The organism is Bifidobacterium sp. ESL0819, from assembly GCF_052606245.1.
Genome location: NZ_CP199587.1, coordinates 880,686 through 900,590, shown reverse-complemented (window position 1 = coordinate 900,590; position 19,905 = coordinate 880,686). Strand labels below are relative to the sequence as shown.

General features: G+C 53.5%; 15 protein-coding genes and 1 tRNA gene. 6 read left to right on the top strand and 10 right to left on the bottom strand.

All coding sequences use genetic code 11. The features are described 5' to 3' along the window. Positions 1–17: 17 nt before the first annotated feature. Genes ACUIAD_RS03825 through ACUIAD_RS03805 form a run of 5 tightly spaced genes read right to left on the bottom strand, consistent with a single transcriptional unit; the run spans position 18 to position 5,199 of the window. Positions 18–1,166: a LicD family protein gene (locus tag ACUIAD_RS03825; RefSeq protein WP_445343734.1), complete on the bottom strand. Its 1,149-nt coding sequence runs from the start codon at positions 1,164–1,166 to the stop codon at positions 18–20. After that, on the bottom strand, positions 1,159–2,289 hold the full coding sequence (locus ACUIAD_RS03820) for an NAD-dependent epimerase/dehydratase family protein (RefSeq protein WP_445343733.1): 1,131 nt from the start codon (positions 2,287–2,289) through the stop codon (positions 1,159–1,161). The genes ACUIAD_RS03825 and ACUIAD_RS03820 overlap by 8 nt, the downstream gene beginning before the upstream one ends. Next, a complete protein-coding gene (locus ACUIAD_RS03815; RefSeq protein ID WP_110451620.1) occupies positions 2,289–3,047 on the bottom strand; it encodes an IspD/TarI family cytidylyltransferase in 759 nt (252 codons plus the stop codon). The genes ACUIAD_RS03820 and ACUIAD_RS03815 overlap by 1 nt, the downstream gene beginning before the upstream one ends. Positions 3,048–3,085: 38 nt before the next feature. After that, positions 3,086–4,360 carry an ABC transporter ATP-binding protein gene (locus ACUIAD_RS03810; protein ID WP_445343732.1) on the bottom strand — a complete coding sequence of 425 codons (1,275 nt, stop codon included), beginning with the start codon at positions 4,358–4,360 and terminating at the stop codon, positions 3,086–3,088. Next, positions 4,360–5,199 carry an ABC transporter permease gene (locus ACUIAD_RS03805; RefSeq protein WP_445343731.1) on the bottom strand — a complete coding sequence of 280 codons (840 nt, stop codon included), beginning with the start codon at positions 5,197–5,199 and terminating at the stop codon, positions 4,360–4,362. Before ACUIAD_RS03805 ends, ACUIAD_RS03810 begins: the two co-directional genes overlap by 1 nt. Before the next feature lie 139 nt (positions 5,200–5,338). Between ACUIAD_RS03805 and ACUIAD_RS03800 the strand changes: the two genes are divergently transcribed. Continuing rightward, positions 5,339–6,517 (top strand): acyltransferase family protein, encoded by a 1,179-nt coding sequence (locus tag ACUIAD_RS03800; RefSeq protein WP_445343730.1) that lies wholly within the window; start codon positions 5,339–5,341, stop codon positions 6,515–6,517. A 6-nt stretch (positions 6,518–6,523) separates the two neighbouring features. Here ACUIAD_RS03800 and ACUIAD_RS03795 read toward each other — a convergent pair whose 3' ends face one another. From ACUIAD_RS03795 to ACUIAD_RS03785, 3 genes are all read right to left on the bottom strand, one after another. After that, on the bottom strand, positions 6,524–8,602 hold the full coding sequence (locus ACUIAD_RS03795) for a DUF6541 family protein (RefSeq protein WP_445343729.1): 2,079 nt from the start codon (positions 8,600–8,602) through the stop codon (positions 6,524–6,526). Between the two features lie 114 nt (positions 8,603–8,716). Then, the gene (locus tag ACUIAD_RS03790; RefSeq protein ID WP_445343728.1) at positions 8,717–9,649 is read right to left on the bottom strand and encodes a glycosyltransferase family 2 protein; all 933 of its coding nucleotides are present in this window, start codon (positions 9,647–9,649) and stop codon (positions 8,717–8,719) included. Beyond that, entirely contained in the window at positions 9,649–11,295 is a 1,647-nt protein-coding gene (locus ACUIAD_RS03785) for a glycosyltransferase (RefSeq protein ID WP_445343727.1), read from the bottom strand. Before ACUIAD_RS03785 ends, ACUIAD_RS03790 begins: the two co-directional genes overlap by 1 nt. Before the next feature lie 169 nt (positions 11,296–11,464). Here ACUIAD_RS03785 and ACUIAD_RS03780 point away from each other — a divergent pair, with 169 nt between their 5' ends. After that, positions 11,465–12,442 (top strand): glycosyltransferase family 2 protein, encoded by a 978-nt coding sequence (locus ACUIAD_RS03780; protein WP_445343726.1) that lies wholly within the window; start codon positions 11,465–11,467, stop codon positions 12,440–12,442. A gap of 37 nt (positions 12,443–12,479) precedes the next feature. Here the strand turns inward: ACUIAD_RS03780 and ACUIAD_RS03775 are convergent, their stop codons facing one another. After that, a complete protein-coding gene (locus ACUIAD_RS03775; protein ID WP_445343725.1) occupies positions 12,480–13,181 on the bottom strand; it encodes a metal-dependent transcriptional regulator in 702 nt (233 codons plus the stop codon). Positions 13,182–13,357: 176 nt separating this feature from the next. Here ACUIAD_RS03775 and ACUIAD_RS03770 point away from each other — a divergent pair, with 176 nt between their 5' ends. The 4 genes from ACUIAD_RS03770 (at position 13,358) to ACUIAD_RS03755 (ending at position 18,541) form a co-directional block, all read left to right on the top strand. Beyond that, positions 13,358–14,800 carry an Nramp family divalent metal transporter gene (locus ACUIAD_RS03770; RefSeq protein WP_445343724.1) on the top strand — a complete coding sequence of 481 codons (1,443 nt, stop codon included), beginning with the start codon at positions 13,358–13,360 and terminating at the stop codon, positions 14,798–14,800. Between the two features lie 338 nt (positions 14,801–15,138). Further along, positions 15,139–16,581 (top strand): catalase, encoded by a 1,443-nt coding sequence (locus tag ACUIAD_RS03765; RefSeq protein ID WP_445343723.1) that lies wholly within the window; start codon positions 15,139–15,141, stop codon positions 16,579–16,581. Between the two features lie 126 nt (positions 16,582–16,707). Continuing rightward, a tRNA-Ser gene (locus ACUIAD_RS03760) sits at positions 16,708–16,795 on the top strand. 408 nt (positions 16,796–17,203) lie between these two features. Further along, a complete protein-coding gene (locus ACUIAD_RS03755; protein WP_445343722.1) occupies positions 17,204–18,541 on the top strand; it encodes an MATE family efflux transporter in 1,338 nt (445 codons plus the stop codon). Between the two features lie 492 nt (positions 18,542–19,033). Here ACUIAD_RS03755 and ACUIAD_RS03750 read toward each other — a convergent pair whose 3' ends face one another. Then, positions 19,034–19,777, bottom strand: coding sequence for a TetR/AcrR family transcriptional regulator (locus ACUIAD_RS03750; RefSeq protein ID WP_445343721.1), 744 nt, complete (start codon positions 19,775–19,777; stop codon positions 19,034–19,036). Positions 19,778–19,905: the final 128 nt, after the last annotated feature.

Here is a 19,905-nt window from a genome sequence, read left to right as displayed (position 1 = left end):
AACGAAGCCCGGATGCCTTACTTTCGTTCTTCATAGTCAGGGGTCCGTTCCCCATCATCCGAAAGCATCCGACGCATGGCTTGCACCGCTTCGGGCGAGGCAATGTAGTCATCAGCGACATGCTCATGAGAATGCATGTCACGCGGCAGAGCCATGTAATCGCCATAGGCCTTACTCAGGTACTCACGATAATTGCTGGGCACCGGAACAGCGATCCCACGGAAAGGCAGAGTCGTTGAACCGGTCCAGTCACCGGTCAAGTAGGGGCCGGACGGGCGCACCTCGTCGATGTTCTCAATGCCCCTGATCAATCCTGTAGCCCCATCAGCCGTGGGCAGGATGGACACGCGAGCCGCCAGATCCTCCAAGTGTGCGTGCAGGTCGGATTCCAAGGCGGGTATCAGAGGATCTGCGCCGGAAATATAAACATCCCGGCTCCAGGAGGAACTCGCGTATTGTCTGCGGATTTCCTGGACATACTGCACACGCTCCTGGGTGCAGACCCGCCATGCATCCTCCGGATCGTCCGACACCCAATCCAGCGGAAAAAGATCAACGAAGCAGGGGTTGGCCTCATCTGTAGACCGGAATCTGATCTGCTTGCATGGCACATACCAATCCCAGACGACTGTGACACGGAAACGGCCATCTTCACGCACGGCTTTTTCCAATCGGCTCAACTGCTCACGAGTGATGTAGACGTCAATATCGTCATCCCAGGGGATGAAATCCCGCTGGCGAAAGGCGCCCAGCACTGTACCGCCGGTACCCCAGTAGGAGATCTCGTGATCCCGGCAAAACTGATCGAAGAGTTCGAACAGCCTGGCTTCTGCATCCTGGAAGAGCGCATGAATACCTTCGGCCTTGGGCAACCCTCTAAAGAATCTGAGTTGAGCCTGCTCAGTCGTCTCATGATCTCCCCGGAACAGCTGCCAATACATGACGCTATTCGAATCATGGACGTATTCCAGGGTCTCATTCAACCCACGACATTGCTTCTCCAGACGGTCAATACTCTCCTGAGCCTTGCCTAAAGCCTTCTGCTGATCATCAATCACCTGAAGGAGTTGGGCGTATCTGGCATCGTCCTGCGCCCGGAAGCCCCGCAAAGACCGTGAGGAAATGGGCAGGCGCCCCTTGATGTCGGCGATCAGACGGCTATTCATTGTCCATGCCTTTCACTGCGACATTGTCGGCCTGCCATATGGCCGGCCGCATGCCGAAATACCGACCGGTGCGTTCCAGTCCTTGAGCCAGCCCGACCTCCGCCTCAAATCCCAGAGCTCGTATTTTGGAAGTATCAAGAATATTGTCCTCCGGAGGCGAGAAGCGCGCAAGCTCATCCTGCTTGGGCTGCCCTTGCCGCACCAGACCGCCCGGGCGCCCAAAAAGCTGTGTCAATTGCTGAGCCACCCCAGCTATGGTGACTACCTCCTCGCCATTGGCGATATTGTATGTGCAATCCTGACCACGCAGCAGAAGCAGCATGATGCCATAGACCGCATCCTTGATATAGCAATAACTGCGTCGCTGCAGACCAGGACTGTGCATTTCGATGTCCCTGCCCTCCTTAAGCATCCGCAAAAAAAGCGTGACGATCTTGGGATCGTCGAGACGGTCACCTGGCCCATACAGATAGGCCATGCGCGCCACGGTCACTGGAAGACCGAGCTGCAGACATGCCCCTGCGCAAAGGTTTTCAGCGGCTAACTTGCTGATTGGATAGCAGTTGCGGACCACAGCCGGATCGAAGCTTCCCGTATCCTCCTCCGTGAGGATCCCCCCCTGGCTATGACCCCCATAGGCTTCAATGCTGGACAGATAAACAATCCGGGAAGGCTTGGCGTCCAGGCCTGACAGATATTGCAGGATCTGTTCAGTCCCAACAACATTGGTCATCATGGTCCCCAAGGGATCGGATTGGTAGGCCACGGGGTCGGCATTGCTGGCGGCATGGATGCAATACTCCACCGGCCCTTCGTTTTTCAGACAGAGGGGGGCGCGAAGATCCTGCTCCACGATCTGCAGCCATGAGCCTTCCCAATCGCCGCCCAAAACATCTCGCAGACGTTGCCGACTCCTGACCAGAGCAAGAACATCGATATGCAAGCCATGACGACGGCGCAAAGCAGCCATCAGATGCAAAATGAAGGAACCCACAAAGCCTGTTCCGCCGGTCATCAGTATTCTGCAGCCATCCAGCTGCCGCCACAGGTCCGGATGAGCATCAGCCAGGTCATTCACATCCTGTTTCAGAATGGCTGCATCAACTCGTCTTCCCGCGGTCATCAGGCCATTTCCCTTGCATCGAGATAAGCCTCGAAGAGCGCCACATCCTCGGGACTAGTGAGCTTGAAATTGGAATTGTCCCCAGCTACCGCATGAACCACATGACCAGTTTCGATCAGCAGCGTGCAGGTAGCGACTGAATCATGAATGCCCATCTCATCAGCCTGACGATGGATTAGTGAAAGATCGCGCAGACGCAGGCTCTGCGGAGTCTGGGTTCGCATGATGTGAGAGCGCTCAACAACTCGGCTACTTGACTCGCCGTCATCGGTATGAAGCAAGGCCTCGGTTGCCGGCACTACGGTGACGGCATTGCCGTATTTCTCCACGCCGGCTATGTTGGCGTTGATCACCTCTTCAGTCAACAAGGGGCGAACACCATCATGGATTAAAATGATGTCCTCAGGAGAATACTGCTCCTCCAGATAATGCAGACCGCAACGAATGGATTCGAATCCGCTGGCGCCTCCAGGCAAGACGGACCGGACCTTGGTCAGCCCGCAATCCTTGACATACTGCTCAACGATCCCTGTCCACTCGGGCAGGGATACGACAATGATGTCCTCGACAGCCACTGCCCGTTGAAAAGCTTCCAAGGTATAGACCAGTACCGGCTTATTGCGAACTACCAGAAACTGCTTGGGCACCGGTCCACGCATACGGGCGCCAACCCCACCGGCCAATACCAGGGCGACGACCCTGACGGTGGGCTCATCTGGGGAATTCATGCTCTTCTTTCCCTGGCTTTCGCGACTCATGCCCTAATTCTATCGAAAGTGCTGCAAGAACTGACAGACTAGAGTGATTCGCCGCCCAGAAGACTGATCTGCAGCCCGCGGTCGCTCAGCAAAGCGTATTCCCTGTTCCGCTTGTCTCTGATGGCAAAGACGCAGGAGTTCTCGTCATTGGTGAAGGCAACCATTTTTGTGGGAGCATTGTTGTCCGTCTGCGCGTCATCTCGCACGCGCAGGGACACGACAAGACGAAATTCGCCATTGTTGAAAATGTTCAAGGGTACCGAACAATGCACTACCCGATGCCCGCAGTCCTTTAGACGTATGGTATCGGCACCCGTGTCATAGGCTATACCGCCACGCCGGGTATCGTGCATGGCAACGGCCATATAGAGATTGTCGTACTCAGCACAGTCGTATTCCACGTCAAAGCGGAAGGTATCCGAACTCCTGCAGACCGAGGAGGATACCGGATAGGCACGCAGAAGAGGCACCTGAGCGCTGAGGCCAGTCGGATATTCGTCTCCGGGCTTGTTGCTGTCCGACTGCTTGTCAGGGGCTTTGAGATTCTCCAAGGTGTACCGGTTGGCGACATCATCCTTGTCGCCATTGATCACTACGTGGCCGTCCTTGATCAGAATCGCCCGGTCGCAGTACTTCTTTACGGCACCCATGTCATGGGTGACGAGGATGACCGTCTTGTTGGGATCCTTCTTGACCTCGGTGAAGTAATCATCGCATTTGCGTTGGAAGGCCTCATCGCCGACTGCAAGGACCTCGTCCAGGATCAGTATGTCGCCTTGGGCTTTGATTGCCACCGAAAACGCCAGGCGCACCTGCATGCCGCTGGAGTAGTTCTTCAGCTTCTGATCCATGAACTCGCGCAGTTCAGCAAAGTCCACGATGTCATCGTACATGGCGTCGACCTCGCTGGGGGTAAATCCCAGCAGAGCTCCGTTCAGGTAGACGTTCTCGCGGCCTGTCAGCTCCGGGTTGAAGCCCACGCCCAATTCGATGAATGGCACCAGCTTGCCCGTATAGGAGATATGGCCGCGTTCAGGGTAGTAGATGCCTGAAATCAGCTTGAGCAGGGTCGACTTGCCGCTGCCATTGCGCCCGACGATGCCGAAAAAGTCACCCTTATGCACCTGGAAGGACACATCCTGCAGCACCTGCTGCTCCTTGTATCCCTTGATCCCGCGGGTCCAGTTGATAAAGGCCTGCTTGAGTCCTGTGGCCTGTTCAGTAGGCAGCCGAAAGACCTTGTCCACATGCTCTACGGACAGGACTACGGGCCGATCGTCTTTCTGACGGATTGGTTCCCCAGCCTTGCTCATCACATCACCTCGGCGAATTTGCGATTGTACTTGCGGAATACGCACACGCCCAAAACCACTATGATCACAGTGAGCAGGATAGGGATCATGGCCACGAAGGGATTGTCGATTTTACTCCATACCGTGGGGGTGGTTTCCGGCGCGATGAATGAATGCCGGATATCCTGAATGGATTGCGCAATGGGGTTGAGCAACAGCAGCTTGGCTACGACAGGGCCCCACCAATGGTGGATTCCTGACACCGCCGTCAGAGGATAGATGACAGGAATGGAATAGAAGATCACCTGTTGCAACACGTCCCAGATATGCGACACATCGCGGAAGTAGACATACATGGTAGCCATGATCAGCGTGAAGCCCAGGGCCAGAATATACAGCTGGAAGACGCTGATGGGCAGCAACAGGACTCTCCAAGTGAAATGCACCTTACAGAAGATGGCAAAGATGAGGACGACGATCAGATTGATGCCATAACTGATCAGCGCCCCCATGGTAGCCGATACCACCACGATGTAATTGGGAAAGTGCACCTTGCGCAGGAGGTCGCCGCGATCCACAATCGAACGCAGGCCTACGGAAGTCGACTCGTTGAAGAACTGCCAGGAGCTTATGCCCAGAAGCAGCACAACAGGATAGGTCGGCGTGCCATCAGTCATCCTGAGGAATTTAGCGAAGACCAAATACATGACCACAAAGAGCATCAGCGGCTGCAGAACCGACCAGGCAACCCCAAGAAAGGATCCCTGATACCTGAGCTTGAAATCAGTCTTGACAAGCTCACGCAGAATAACCAATGAATAGTGGTATCGCTGGCGTAATCTATCTACGATGCTTCTCACAACCGTACAGACTACCAGAGCCCCTCAATGACAAGAACTCCCCTGCTTCCTTTGTTCATTACTGACACAATGGTTTGAGTACTATCAAAAAGAGTCGCAGCAATCCACGACCAAGTTTGAAGACTGTTCTGGAGGCCTTATGCCGAACAAGCAACGAGACTGGAAATTCGAGTTCCTGAGAATCGTCGCGATGCTGCTTATTGTCACGACCCACTTTTTCGCCGATGACAACTGGGCAGTACACAACGATCCTGCGCAAACGGGGACGTGGGCTGGATCGACTCACAACGCTCTCAGTTTTCTTGGCCAGGTGGGTGTTACGCTATTTGTGCTCATATCAGCCTATTTTGTAGCAACTAAAACGACTAGCCCCATCAAACGCCTGTGGAAGTTGTGGATGCAGATTTTCCTCTACTCAGCACCCATATTTTTATTGTTCCTTTTCCTGAGATGGACCCATGCCATTCCTGAACACTACCTGGCCGGAGTGACCATCAAAAGCGGTCTGATCTCTTTCCTCCCCATCACTGAAATAGCCTATTGGTTCATGAGCGCATATTTCATCATGACCGCTTTCAGCCCATTCATCAACAAACTTATGGATCATTTAACCTCTGCACAATCATGGATCCTGACTGTCATGATCATCTGGGTGACGCTGATATGGCGAATACTCAATGCACAGAGCCAGTACTATACCGATTGCGGTTATCTGATTGCCATTTATCTTATTGGCGCGAACATCCGGCGTTACCCTAAAAGACTGCCGCGCATCCATTGGTATTCTGCACTTATTTGCACTGTGGTCAGCTTCGGCCTGTGCGTAGTGGGCACACACGTACTTGGCAGGCAGAACTCAATAACTGCTATCCTGGGCGATCCGCCAGCCAACCTTTTGACCGCTGGTCCTGGGGCCTCGCCAATACTTGCTGTGATATCCGGTACCGTCATATTCATCTGGATAGCACAGACTCGCACACACAACCGTGCCGATACCGTTTGGAGCAAGCTCATCATTGCTCTTGCACCATCTACTCTGGGCATATATCTGATTCATGAGAACTTTTTGATTAAGCCACTACTATGGGACATAGTTTTCCATAGCCCAGAGCCGATAGGTCTCTTTACTAAACTGTTTTTCTCAGCAACCGCTATAACCGTCGTTTTCCTCATGCTCATGCTTGTCAGTTACGTATACAATTTCCTTGTCGTAAATCCCGTCACTAGAGCAGTCTCGCGGATTCATCTCTCTGGTAGGACAACCGGCAGGCATACAGGCATAGATGATCAGACCACACGCAACAGTCCTATTGAATAACTTCAGCTAGCATGCGCGACTATCGATTCTGTACAATCGCATAACGCCTTGCTGAAGAACCGGAGTGAAACCAGGCGTGCCATCATGAATGGCGTCAACACCCTGCCAATCACGCTTTTTATAGCCTGCATAGTCGGAAATCACCTTGGCCTTGTCATCAGGGTCCGGCTTATAGTCGGTACGATCAAGAAGCATCAAGTACTGCGCATGCGATTCCTTGACAGCTTGGCATACATGCTGATCCTCATTCACGGAGGCCAGACCGTTCATGATCAACCTGCTCTGGGCCGTAGGCCTACCCAGCCAATTGCCCTGCCATGCCTTGTAATAGACGTTCAGATCATCGATTCCCCATGCATATACGCTGCCATCGTATGGCTGGTTGAGAATCAAGGATCCCGATGGGACAACCTGACGAACTTCTTGAACAAAGCGTTGCTCGTCAGCAGTGTAGCTCTTGGGTTCGTCTCTCGAATTTGTATAGCGCAGATCCCTGGTAACAGCGCCGAAAGGCGTATCGACACTGTGGCTGCCGCGCATATGGTAATTCGGGAAGAAATTCATAATTTCCACGACAACAAGCACGGCGGCAAACAACACGATCCGCTGGCGTGAATCATGGCCATCAAGCATAACGCCATCAAGCAATTTGACAATCATGTTCATCAGTGACCATAGGCCTATAGCCGCCAACGGTATGCCCGTGAACACTGCCGAAGCCCCCAAACGATAGGCATCATGGTACCAGAATCCTGTAAGCACAGCCTTAAATCGTCCATCAGTAGCAGCCGAGAGGAAATAAAGAAAACACATCAACATGTGTGAGCATCCCAGCCATAAATATTCTCTATGAATCAATACATATAAGAATCCGAGCATTACCAATATGCCAAGCACAAACTGTGGCTCGGCATCATGAAAGCCCAAGAAGACAATATCGAATATGGCCTGCGGCTTGGTTTCGAACGATGGCCAACCCCAGCGTACAGTCCGTTGCATAAATGGCACCTTGTAAAGGCCAACCCATACACAAGCGATCAGCAATAGTACCGCTACGCTCAATACTGGTACCATTACAGCCCGTTTGGCTCTGAGTCTTGGGGAGTCGCAATATCTCGGTATTTGAGTCATCAGATATGGAACAAGAAAGATCCCCATGGTAAACACCGCATTCGGCTGAGTAATTGCCACGCCGACCATAGTTGCTACCAGCAATGCCCCATCTTGAGCTCGGCGCCTCCCGCTGCTCCTCGCATCAAGGATATTCAGGAAAAGAACCATGGATAATGGAAGTATCGCAAACGACAACAGATTCGAATACAAGGGGCCGAACACCAAAAATCGCCATGGAAATGCAGTAAACATCAACGTAGTGCACATGCAAAGAACCATCGCTGGGCGCAAATCGGATAGCACTTTTTTCGACAAAAGAAACATGGATCCGGGGAACACAAGTGCAATAATGCAAGCATTGACCGCATTCGCTGCAATCAAAGGACTCACACCAACAGCGCCAGCCACCAGTGCGACCAGCGAGTGCCAACCAGTTGGATAGAAGGATGAGCCGACTGTTGGAACAATAGTGCCAGAAGTCAAAGGCGACATATCCCCGGTGGTCAGGAATTTCCTGACTATGCCCATGTGCCATGCGTTATCGAATAGTTGCGAATATGAATCTGGACCATCGAAATTACGAACCAACACCAGGGCAGTAATGAAGAACCCGAACGCCCAGAAGCCAAACAACACCGGCCAGTCATGCCGCTTCTGCATATCACCGTCTGCCACAGTGGCACTGACATCGCGATGCAACGTATTCACGCCAAGTCTGCGCACTATCACTCTGATTAGCAGGGGAATGACTGATATGCAGAGTGAGACGCCCGCCACAGTTGCGAATGTGCTCTTTATGCCTATCTTCTGTTCAAGTATTTCCAAGATCCCAAACAGCGCCAGGGCTATTGGCGGGGAGAGCAGCAAGGAGGAACGTCTAGGATATCCGAGTGCGGAAACCAGCAGAAAACCCGGAATATATAGCAAGCCCGCAGTCAGCAGCATTGATGCTAGGAAGGAAAGCCACATCATCTTTTCTACTGTTTCCTTTCGCGATGTTCGTCACGCTTGATCCGAGCCCTCGATAACAGAACGACGAAAATCATAAATGGTAGATATTTCCCTCTTGAACGCCAGTATCCTTGTTCACAACTGCGGATAGTCGATCGACGGGTTGAACCGTATAGCTTCGATCATCTTGCCATACATCTGACGGCGCAGTTTCTTATCGACTCCTCCGGATCGCATGGCATACCAAACCTGAGCGCAAAAAAGCAAATAATGGACCAGGCTCTTGTGATGCAGCCTGTAGGATCCTTGATTGCGGATGCCATAGGCGAACTTCCAGGCGTTCTTCTCGTTGATCATCGAGAAATTGACCCCCTTGTTCTCACCCATATCGTGCACCACAACGCTATCGAGAACCTGAACACCGGGGCAGTCTCTGGTGATGCGCAGCGTGTACTCGGCATCGTCGAACCAGATGAAGTACTCCTTGTAGGGCAGTCCGTAGGCTTCCATGACCCAACGCGGGATGAGCACGGATACGAAGGACGCCTGATTGATCAGCACCAGATCCCTGAGCCCCATGGCCCGCAACCTGCCCCAGTCCCAGGTAGGCACAGGATTGTTCATTTCTGAAATGGTCCCGTCGATGTACTTGATCAAGGAGCAGGCAAAGGGAATATCCGGGCTCAAAGCCTTGGTGGCTTGTTCATAGCCTCCGAGCAGCTTTTCCAGGGCATCCGGCTCAGGATATCCGTCATCATCGAAGATCCACACGTAGTCGAGACCCATCCGGTAGCCTTCTCGCATGCCAGCGGAGAAGCCGCCGGCCCCGCCGACGTTCTTCGGCAGAGTGACAACGCGGAGCTCCACCTTCCCCTTGAGAGAAAATGCATCCTGATATTCATGCAGGTAATCTGCAGTCCCGTCAGTCGAAGCATTGTCAACGATGATCAGAGCCTTGGGCAGGAAGGTCTGGGATTCCAGAGAAGCCAGAACCTTCTTCAGCTTTTCCAAGCGGTTGAAGGTGACGACGACAGCAGCCACATTCCGTCGGTTATCTACAGCATTCATCACTGCGCCCATTCTCCCAACATTCGGGTGAAGAAGGAGTCGGCCGATTCCTTCCTTGAAAACTCCTGAAGCCGTTCCAGCTCCGCAGTCCACAACCGTCTGCGATCCTGTTCATGATCATTCATCCTCTGCAAGGAACGGACCGATTGGCGAACCAGCCCGAGCGATTGCCGAGGCAACAGCCCCTGGCTAGGAACCAGGGTCGATTGGGAACCGACATCAGCGCTCAACACCGGCATGCCTCGACTGATTGCCTCAATGGTCGTAAGAGTAATGCCTTCGTTGATTGACGTGATCAGCAGAGCGTCCGCCCAATCATATGTTGCAGAAACCGGCTGAGAGACATCGCGCCGTTCCACTGCACGATCCAGACCATATTTCTCCAGAAGTTTGCGCACCTCCAGGTCCATATCGCCGCTGCCATGCATGATGAACCGAAAACGACCCGGGAAACGACGCTCCATTTCCTTGACGACATTGATGAATGCCTCAGGACGCTTCTGTCTGGTCATTCTTCCCACAAAAGCGACATGGAAGACGCCCTGTTGCACGCGGTCCTTGTACCTTGGATGCATTTGATCGGCAGTCAGACCAACCAAGGGCGCCATAACCACCTTTTTCGCCGCTATGCCATGATGATTGACCAGCCAATCCTGCAGTTGGGGCGAAATGACGTGGTGCAGATCAATATAAGGGTCGCGGCTCACGCTCTGGTTGGGATAGCCACCGCGGTCGTGGTATTCAAGAATATGCAAGGAGTCGACAATGAACGTATGCGGATAGTACCGCTTGATCCACCAGAGCCGGTCATACATCCACTGATTGTGATGAATCATGACGCCTCGGATATTGTACTGCTCAAACAGAGCCCTGAGCAGCGGCACGTCGCCGATGCCCTCCTGTGCAGGAAAAGTCAGGTTGATGACGAGGGCATCATCAAAATCCTCGTTGACAATCCACGGCTGATGACTGTCGTTGTTGGTGATGACGATAGGCAATAGTCCCGCTTTACGAGCCAGAGCTACTGTTTCCATGGCCCAACGCTCGGCTCCCCCAGGCTGCAGCCAATGCATGGCAATAATGACAGCTTTCGGAGCCGAAGAGTCCGGTTGCCCAGGCTCGATGGGACTGCCTGGATGATGCACAGCCCCATGAGCGAACAGGTCGCTGGTTGAATCGGGACGATAAGTCTCAATAGCCTGGTATCCGGCTTTCTCACGACTGCGCCGGAGCAGTTCGCGAACTTGATCAAACAGGAGAGGAAAATGCAGCTCGCAGTAGTTGTAGATCTGGTTGCGCATAGGCAGCCGAGAGGATAGATTCCGGGCCTTGACCGTCATATCAGTGGCATCGTCCGGCGTAAGCAGCACATACCGTTCATTCCAGTCAACCAATTGATGGTGCTGGTCAAAATAGTGAGGAGCAAAGGCTGTCTTAGGCTTGGATGTTGACCTGGCTTTGAATTCGACTACAGGTTGAAGTCCGGCTCCCTTAGTTAGAGAACCGTTCAAAGTCGACGTGTCAGTTAAGCGGGGATACTGCCAGTCTTCACCCATATAGATCTTGTAGAGCAGTTCTCGACCAGGCTGCATCAACGAATGATAGTTGACTGCTGAAATAACCAATCGACGTTGCCGTTTGCTCAAGCCATCAAGTTGCTTCCAGGCATCAGATCCAGTTTCAAATAGCTGCTGCATGTGGTCTATGCTAACCTGAGCGCGGTACGCGGATTGGACATGCCTCTGCTATTGCCCACAAATTCCATAATCCCATATCGGCCCCGATCTGAGAATCCCTATATGTATAGTGTTAATCATGAAGCCTGCCTTGGAAGATGTCACTATTGCCGTTCTCTTACCCTGCTACAACGAAGAACAGACCATAGGAAAAGTGATCGACGATTTTCACAAAGCACTTCCAACGGCGAGTATTTACGTCTATGACAACAACTCTACAGACAAGACAGCTTCGATAGCGCAATCCAAGGGCGCAGTAGTCCGACCGGAACCGCGCCAAGGCAAAGGCAATGTCATACGAGCCATGTTCGAAGACATCGACGCCGACGTGTATGTCATGGCCGACGGCGACGACACCTATCCAGCGGAAAGCGCTCCCGCCATGGTCGACAAAATCCTCGAGGGCTATGACATGGTGATAGGCGACAGACTAAGCTCCACCTACTTCCAGGAGAACAAAAGACCCTTCCACAACGTCGGCAACAGGTTGGTCCGTTCCGCAATCAACGGCATCTTCCATGCGCGCGTCAAGGATATTATGACAGGATACCGAGCTTTTTCGTTCACCTATGTGAAGTGCTACCCGATCCTGTCCCATGGATTCGAAGTGGAAACGGAAATGACCATACACAGCCTGGATAGGAATCTACGGCTGTATGAAATGCCCGTTCAGTACCGCGACCGCCCTAAGGGCTCCCACAGCAAACTCAACACCGTAGGCGATGGAGTCCGAGTACTTTCCACCATTTTCAGAATGATCAGGGAGTACAAACCTCTTCCCTTCTTTGGAGGCTGCGGTTTGCTGATAGACCTGGTCGGTTTCGGTTTTCTCTTGTCGGTAATGCTTGAATTCTGGCGCACAGGATCAGTCCCGCGCATTCCTACCCTTATCGGTTCAGTGCTGTTAATTCTGGTCGGCCTGTTATCCATCATCGCCGGCATTATTCTCGACGTACTAGCGAAAAACGACAGAAGAGCCTACATTCATACCTCAAACTTATTCGCATATCTTCACCATCATCAGCAAAAGCCCGAGGCCAACCGCAGCGAGCAGTGACCCTGTCCAATACGACAAATCGCCCAATGATTTTTGTTCAGGCGAGGTTTACCTGAATCAGTGCCGCCTGTTCTCTAGGCAGCACAAGGAGGTCGCCCGAAGTAAGACCGGATCCGGGGCGCGTGCCCGTCAAACTTACGGCTAACTCATCATCAGCCTGCCGACTTTCCACCTGCACCAGACAGCCAGGTCCTATATGATAATTACTGAGCGTGCGCAATATTCGTGGATCCTCGTCGCTGACTCGTTGCACACGTACCGTCGACCCTGCAGATACTTCTGAAAGGGGCCTTGTGGTTGTAGGTATGGGGGGCAGATTCCCTTCGGCCGAGGGTATGACATCACCATGGGGATCGGCAGTGGGGTGTCCCAGATAGTCGTCGATGCGGTCAATCATCTTGTCGGATACAGCGTGCTCAAGGCGGTCGGCCTCCTCATGCACCTCATCCCAGCCATAACCGAGAACCTGCACCAGGAAGGTCTCCAGCAGCCTGTGGCGCCGAACCATGGTAACCGCATAGCGACGACCGGTCTCTGTCAGCTCTACCTTGCCGTAAGGCCGGTGAGCGACCAGACCAGCATCGACCAAACGGCCCAGCGCACCTGAGACCGTCGACTGCTTCATGCCCGTCTTTTCGGCCACCGCAGTGGGCTTTACAGGGCCGTGATCCCATTCCTGAAGATCCCAGATGACCTTGAGGTAATCCTGGGCGCTGGAAGACAGTTCGGCGATTCCCATGTTCCACAGTCTATAGCACAGGTCCATAGCACGACCCGCGAGCAACCCCTGCAGGCATATTTCGACATTGTCACAGTTCATCTCTGGTATTCTTCATCGAGCGCCATTAGACTTCGAAGGGTCGAAGTCTATAGCCAGCCGCACGACCGCCATGGTCCAGAATCAAGGAAGGTGACATGCCGAACACCAAGACCCGACCCGCCTCGGGGTCCGCTAGCCCAGCCGGATCCGAAGTCAGGACCCCGCCATCGAGTCGGCAGCACCGATCCCGTCCCATCATCGAGACGGCCAACGGGCGCTCCCTGGAGGAGATCAACGCCACGGTCTCTGTGCCCAGCTCAACCTCATCCTTCTGGAAGAACCTGGCAGCCTTCTCAGGCCCAGGCGCTCTGGTGGCAGTCGGCTACATGGATCCCGGCAACTGGATCACCTCCATCGGCGGCGGCGCCCAATACGGCTACCTGCTCATGAGCGTCATCCTTATTTCCAGCCTGATCGCCATGATGCTGCAGTACATGTCGGCCAAGCTGGGAATCGTGACCGGTCTGGACCTGGCCCAGGCCACCCGCCAGCACACCAGCCGCCGCGTCAGTTTCGCTCTCTGGATCTGCACGGAGCTTGCCGTGATGGCCACTGACATCGCCGAGGTGATCGGCGGTGCCATCGCCTTGAAGCTGCTCTTCGGCATTCCCCTGATCCTGGGCGTGACGCTGACCGTCCTGGATGTGCTCATCCTCCTGCTGTTGACCAAGATCGGCTTCCGCCGCATCGAGGCCATCGTAGCCACCCTGATCCTGGTCATCATGGCGGTCTTCCTTTACGAGGTCTTCCTGGCCAAGCCCGATATGCCAGCGGTCCTCCGCGGCTTTATCCCCGACAAAGCCATCCTGGGCAACGGACAGCTGACCATGGCTCTGGGCATCGTGGGCGCCACAGTCATGCCGCACAACCTTTACCTGCACTCATCCATCGTTCAGACACGCGACTTCGACCGAAACGACGACGGCCAGGTTGCCAACGCAGTCCGCTTCGCCACCTGGGATTCCAACATCCAGCTGTCCGCAGCCTTCGTGGTCAACTGCCTGCTGCTGGTGCTGGGTGCGGCCATGTTCTTCGGACACGGTGAAGGGCTGGACACCTTCACTGCCCTCTACAACGCCCTTGGCGACAAGACCATCGCAGGTCCGGTCGCATCCGGACTGCTCTCCACCCTCTTCGCTGTAGCCCTGCTGGCCTCCGGTCAGAATTCGACCATCACTGGCACCCTGACTGGACAGATCGTCATGGAGGGCTTTATCCGCATGAGGATCCCTCTCTGGCTGCGCAGGCTGGTCACCCGTGTAATCTCCATCATTCCCGTGCTGATCTGCACCATAGCCTTCGGCGGCAAGGAGTCCGCTCTGGATAGCCTGCTGGTCTATTCCCAGGTCTTCCTGTGCGTTGCCCTGCCCATATCCATGATCCCCTTGGTCTGGTTCACCTCCTCCAAGAAGATCATGGGCAAGTACGCCAACCCTCGATGGATGGCCTTCCTGGCCTGGATTGTCGTGGCCGTCCTGACCGGGCTCAACCTCCAGCTGGTCATCCAGGATGTAGGCGAACTGATACAGATGCTCTGAGCGCCAGTGCTCCGATGAGAGCCGCCGCCATTTGCCGGATGGAAAAGGCAATGCCGGCGGCTTCCCCGCAATTCTGCATGCAACAGGCCCGTCACTCTTCGGTGTCGTCACTCTTCGGTGCCATAAACGCCTTGCTTGCTTAGTAGGATATCTGCCTCTTGCTCAGCGCGCATATCCACCAACTCCATTCCGCTTCAGATACGGTGGAAGATAGCAGGATTTTATCAAGAGTCCTGCTATCAGCGATCACGCGGTTAGCCAAGAGCCGGGTCGCAGACCCAGCCCCGCATGGAACCGTCGGTCGCAAAAATCATAGATGTCAGTGGAATCGAGCAAATATGAACGACAAACTCACAACCAACGAGGGGCAGCCTTGGGCAGACAACAACCATAGCCAGACGGCGGGCACCCGCGGACCCATCCTCATGCAGGACTATCAGCTCCTTGAAAAGCTGGCGCACTTCAACCGCGAGCGCATACCAGAGCGCGTAGTTCACGCCAAGGGGGCCGGAGCCAAGGGAACCTTCACCTTGACCAAGGACATGAGCGCCTATACCAAGGCCAACGTATTCAACGGAGCAGGCAAGACCACGCCCATCCTGCTGCGCTTCTCCCAAGTGGCCGGCGAATCCGGCTATCCCGACACCCTGCGCGACGTGCGAGGCTTCGCCCTGCGCTTCTACACCCAGGAGGGCAACTACGACGTGGTGGGCAACAACACCCCCGTATTCTTCGTCAACGACCCCCTGAAATTCCCCGACTTCATCCACTCGCAGAAGCGTGACCCGGCCACCCACCTGCGCAGCCAGGAGATGCAGTGGGACTTCTGGTCCCACTCCCCCGAGTCTGTTCACCAAGTGACTTATCTGATGGGCGACAGGGGCAACCCGGCCAGCTATCGGAACATGAACGGCTACGGAAGCCACACCTTCAAGTGGGTCAACGCGAAGGGCGAGCAGTTCTGGGTCAAGTACCACTTCCTGAGCGAGCAGGGCGTGAAGAACATGACCGATGAGACCGCCGCCAAGGCCGCCTCTAAGGACACGGACTTCCTCCTGCATGATCTCTATGATGCCATCGACCGGGGCGACTACCCCAAGTGGAAGGTCTGCGTACAGATCCTGCCCTATCAGGAGGGGCTGGACTATAAGGACGATATCTTCGACGTGACCAAGGTGGTCTCCAAGAAGGACTATCCGCGCATTGAAATCGGCGAGTTCGTGCTGGACACCAACCCGACCAACTATTTTGATGATGTGGAGGAGGCGGCCTTCTCCCCCGCCAACTTCGTTCCCGGCATCGAGCCATCGCCCGATAAGCTGCTGCAGGGACGTCTATTCGGATACAAGGACGCCGAGCGTTACCGTCTGGGCGCCAACTACGAACAGCTGCCCATCAACCGCCCGATCAACGAGGTCCACAACTACGAGCGTGATGGGTTCATGTCTCAGGGACAGGATGGATCGGTCAACTACGAACCCAACAGCAAGGGTGGTCCTGTGGAGGACAACGATGCCCGCATGCATGGCGATGCCATCCAAGGGCAAACCGAGTACTCCCGCCCCTATGACAAGGACTACTATTCCGCAGCCGGTCGTCTCTACAGGCTGATGAGCCCGGAAGAGAAGGACCGTCTGATCCAGACCATCAAGAACAACCTGGGATCCGTCGATGACCAGGAGATCCAGGTCCTCGAGACCAGGCAGTTCTACCAGGCCGACTCCGACTACGGCCAGCGCGTGGCTGAGGCCCTCGGCCTTTCCATGGACCAGATCAAGTAGAACAGCAAGAGAGCGGGGACTGCCGACGACACGTCTGAACTGGCCTGCAATCCCCGCCCTGTGTTACTATTTCCTAGTTGCCTTGATCAGGGTAACGCAGGCTATGGCCCCGTTCATTGCAGCCTTGGAGGATTCGCCTAGTGGTCTATGGCGCACGCTTGGAAAGCGTGTTGGGTTCACGCCCTCACGAGTTCGAATCTCGTATCCTCCGCCAGTAGAGTCTTGGACAGTGGTCCAAGACTCTTTTTGTACGCTCATATATCGGCATTGCCATCCTTTGCGTTGTCGATCCTGTTCTTCCGCTTTGTTTGATCTTAGCTGTTCGTTTAATATAGTGAGCTAGACGGTCTTGTCGCCATAAGGGTCCTCATCGCCTCAGTGCCTCGAAAGACAGTGATGTCCGGAGGCGACCAGACGCTGCGAGCAGGGCGAGACGAAGAAAGTTCAGGGCCATGCTTTTAAAGAATTACGGCAAATGCGGGCGAAACTACGCTCAGCCCTGTTACCAGCTAGAAATTAATACCCATGCATTTTTGCAACAGGTGAGCTTACTTGAGCAAATCACCGGTACCGGTCGCTTCCCCGCCAAGTTCGGAACCGGGGCGGGGCGATGACTCGGCACATGAGCGACACTTTCAAAACATGCTTGCGCAATGCGGCTATTGGAGTGCCCCTGCTATTTCAAAGCATGCTTTTTAACGTCATGTTTTATTGCGACTCCTTCCTGCTCGGCTTTGTCGGCGAGCGCGAGGTGTCAGCCGTCTCGGCAGGCTCTCAAGTCATCTGGCTGTATGAAGCTCTGGTCACGTGTCCAGCCTACGTCTGCGGGACTATAGTCGGCAGGCTTGAAGGAGCAGGTCGAAGATCAGAGATACGCACTGCCGTCTCGAGATGTTTCGTCTTTACCGGTGTTCTCGTTTTGATCGTTGGTTCGGGACTCTTCATAACATCGCAAACCGTGTCTTTTGCAATGATTCATAATCCGGATGCCGCAGACATGATGACCACCTATGTCAGGTGGGCCACAGTCGCATATGCCATAAGCACCTTGGGCACGGTGGCGGAATATGCCCTTCAGAATATGAAGAAGCAGAAAACAGTATTATCTATATATCTCTGCGAATTCTCAATTAAATTATCAGCTTCGGTTTTCTTCCTTTTCTGCATGCATCTCGGCATTTTTGCCATCATCCTGGGAATGCTGCTATCAAAAACAGCAAGGGTCGTGATGCTGCTTTTCCCGCTCTTGCATCAGATGCGTGGATCGGTTTCCGTCAGAGGACATGCCTATGAATACTCGTGGAAATCCTATACGAAGCAGTGCGTGCCACTTGGCCTTTCAGTAATGCTGTGGAACATATCCACCATCATCATCTCTTCAAGCTTCGGCAGACTCGATATTCCCGCATATACTGCATATGCGTTATTGAACAATGCCGTGTACATCATCCTCATTCCCACTGAGGCATATACAAAGTCGCTGGCGGTTCTGGTCGCCAGGCTGATAGGCGCCTCTTCTGGGCTAAGCGCTGAGTACGTCCACGGCAGATTGCAGGTTATGCGATCTGCAAATGTGATGATCGGCCTCATATCAGTTTGCATTTCGTTCATCTACATAAGCGTCATACCGTTGATGCAACCAGGCATCAGCACAAGGGTGTGGCCGCAGATGCATGTAATCGTTCTGCCCTTTTTGGGATATATCGCCTGCAAGAGCATAACAGATTCGGTTACCGAAGGCTTCCTTCGCCCAGTATTGGATAACGCTTTTCTCTTCCTTGTCGAATTCCTGGCCTTGCCCTGCACAATAGTCGTTTTCTGCGTCCTCAGCATTTCCCTGCTTGACGGGTTCTGGTATCTCTTTGGTCTTGAGCTATTCCGAATGGTGTTGGTCTGCAGCCGAGAAGCAGTCTGGATTCGAAGGGGGCTGCCGAATGCCACAGAAATGCTGGATGATTAAGAGAATCCTTATCCACGTCAAGCCACGAGGACAAGAATCCTAAACAAGCCTGCGTGACTGACTTGCTAAATTCTAAAGAAGATTGAATCAACAAGAGCGAGATAGGATATTGCCTCGCGCTGCACACGCAGCAATCCTATAGAGAGAATTCCATGCAACAAATGGTCCGGTCCGCTTGCTCTCCCCAGTGTGCATTAAACCAATGATTAAATAACTGCATTGAGAATTCCGGCAAGGACCCCTCTTGTTGGATTTCATGATGAGTCAACTATCCCAATCTCTAAATTCAAAAAAGTTCATCCAATAACCGGTCTGCGATACCCAGTCATATGGGATTTCTGCATTTGTGGTATCGGATTATTTACTCAGGCGATGAATAACTGCAGGGACAGACTGAGATAAGGCAGCTCATAGAGTAAGTCATTCCAACAAGCGCAGTTCAGACCACGAGAATAATGTCAATCTCATAATTTGGCATAACCATTCATGATCTCATCCTGAAAAATCGATTTCACCATATAGGTAATGGTCGATCACCGGCGCGACGGCCTGTTCCACTTCCCGAGTCGGCGTGGAGGACAGTGGTTCCAGCCGAAATACATACCGCAGAACGACGATGCCGAATATCTGCGATGCAATGAGCATCATGCGTTCATCTTTATGATCGATATCAGCAGGTCCAGGATGCGCCTTAGCGAGTTGCTGCGATATGGTGCTCACCAAAAGGCGAAGGACGTGATCATTGCCTGCCGCGTTGCGCACTATGCGTATATATGTTTCTCCTGACGGGGAATGTTCCAGAAATCGGAATAAGTGATTCATGAATTCCGCTCCCGAAATGCGCGAGGGCGCTTTATGAGTCTGTTTGTCGAGACCAAAATCGACCGTAAGCTGGTTGCTCGAAATTATCCGTTCAACGGATCGAGAGAACAGATCATCCTTGTTGCCAAAATAGTAGTAGAGAAGGTTTTGGTCACAACCGGCATCCCGGGCTATCCCCCGCATAGTGACTTTATCGAATGAGCTGGTGGAGAACGCCCGGCAGGCCGCTTCAAGTATGTTTTCCCGCGTAGCGGAAGTCTTCGCTCTACCAGGGCGCCCGCGTCGCTGTCTACGAGAGCAATCCCCTTCGTTTACACGTTCAGCAGCCCTGACCGCCGTTTTATCAGGACTTGCTTTCTTCTTTTCAAGCGACTTTCGCGTGCTTGGCTTTCCCGCGGCTGACATGTTCTCCATCCTTTATTTCCTATAGGAGATACTAACTGAAACTCAAGAATTCATCAATGATGAATATGTGCTAATATACGATTTGTTCATCGATGATGAATAAGTGCGCAACGGCCACGAAGGCCGATCTGAGAGAC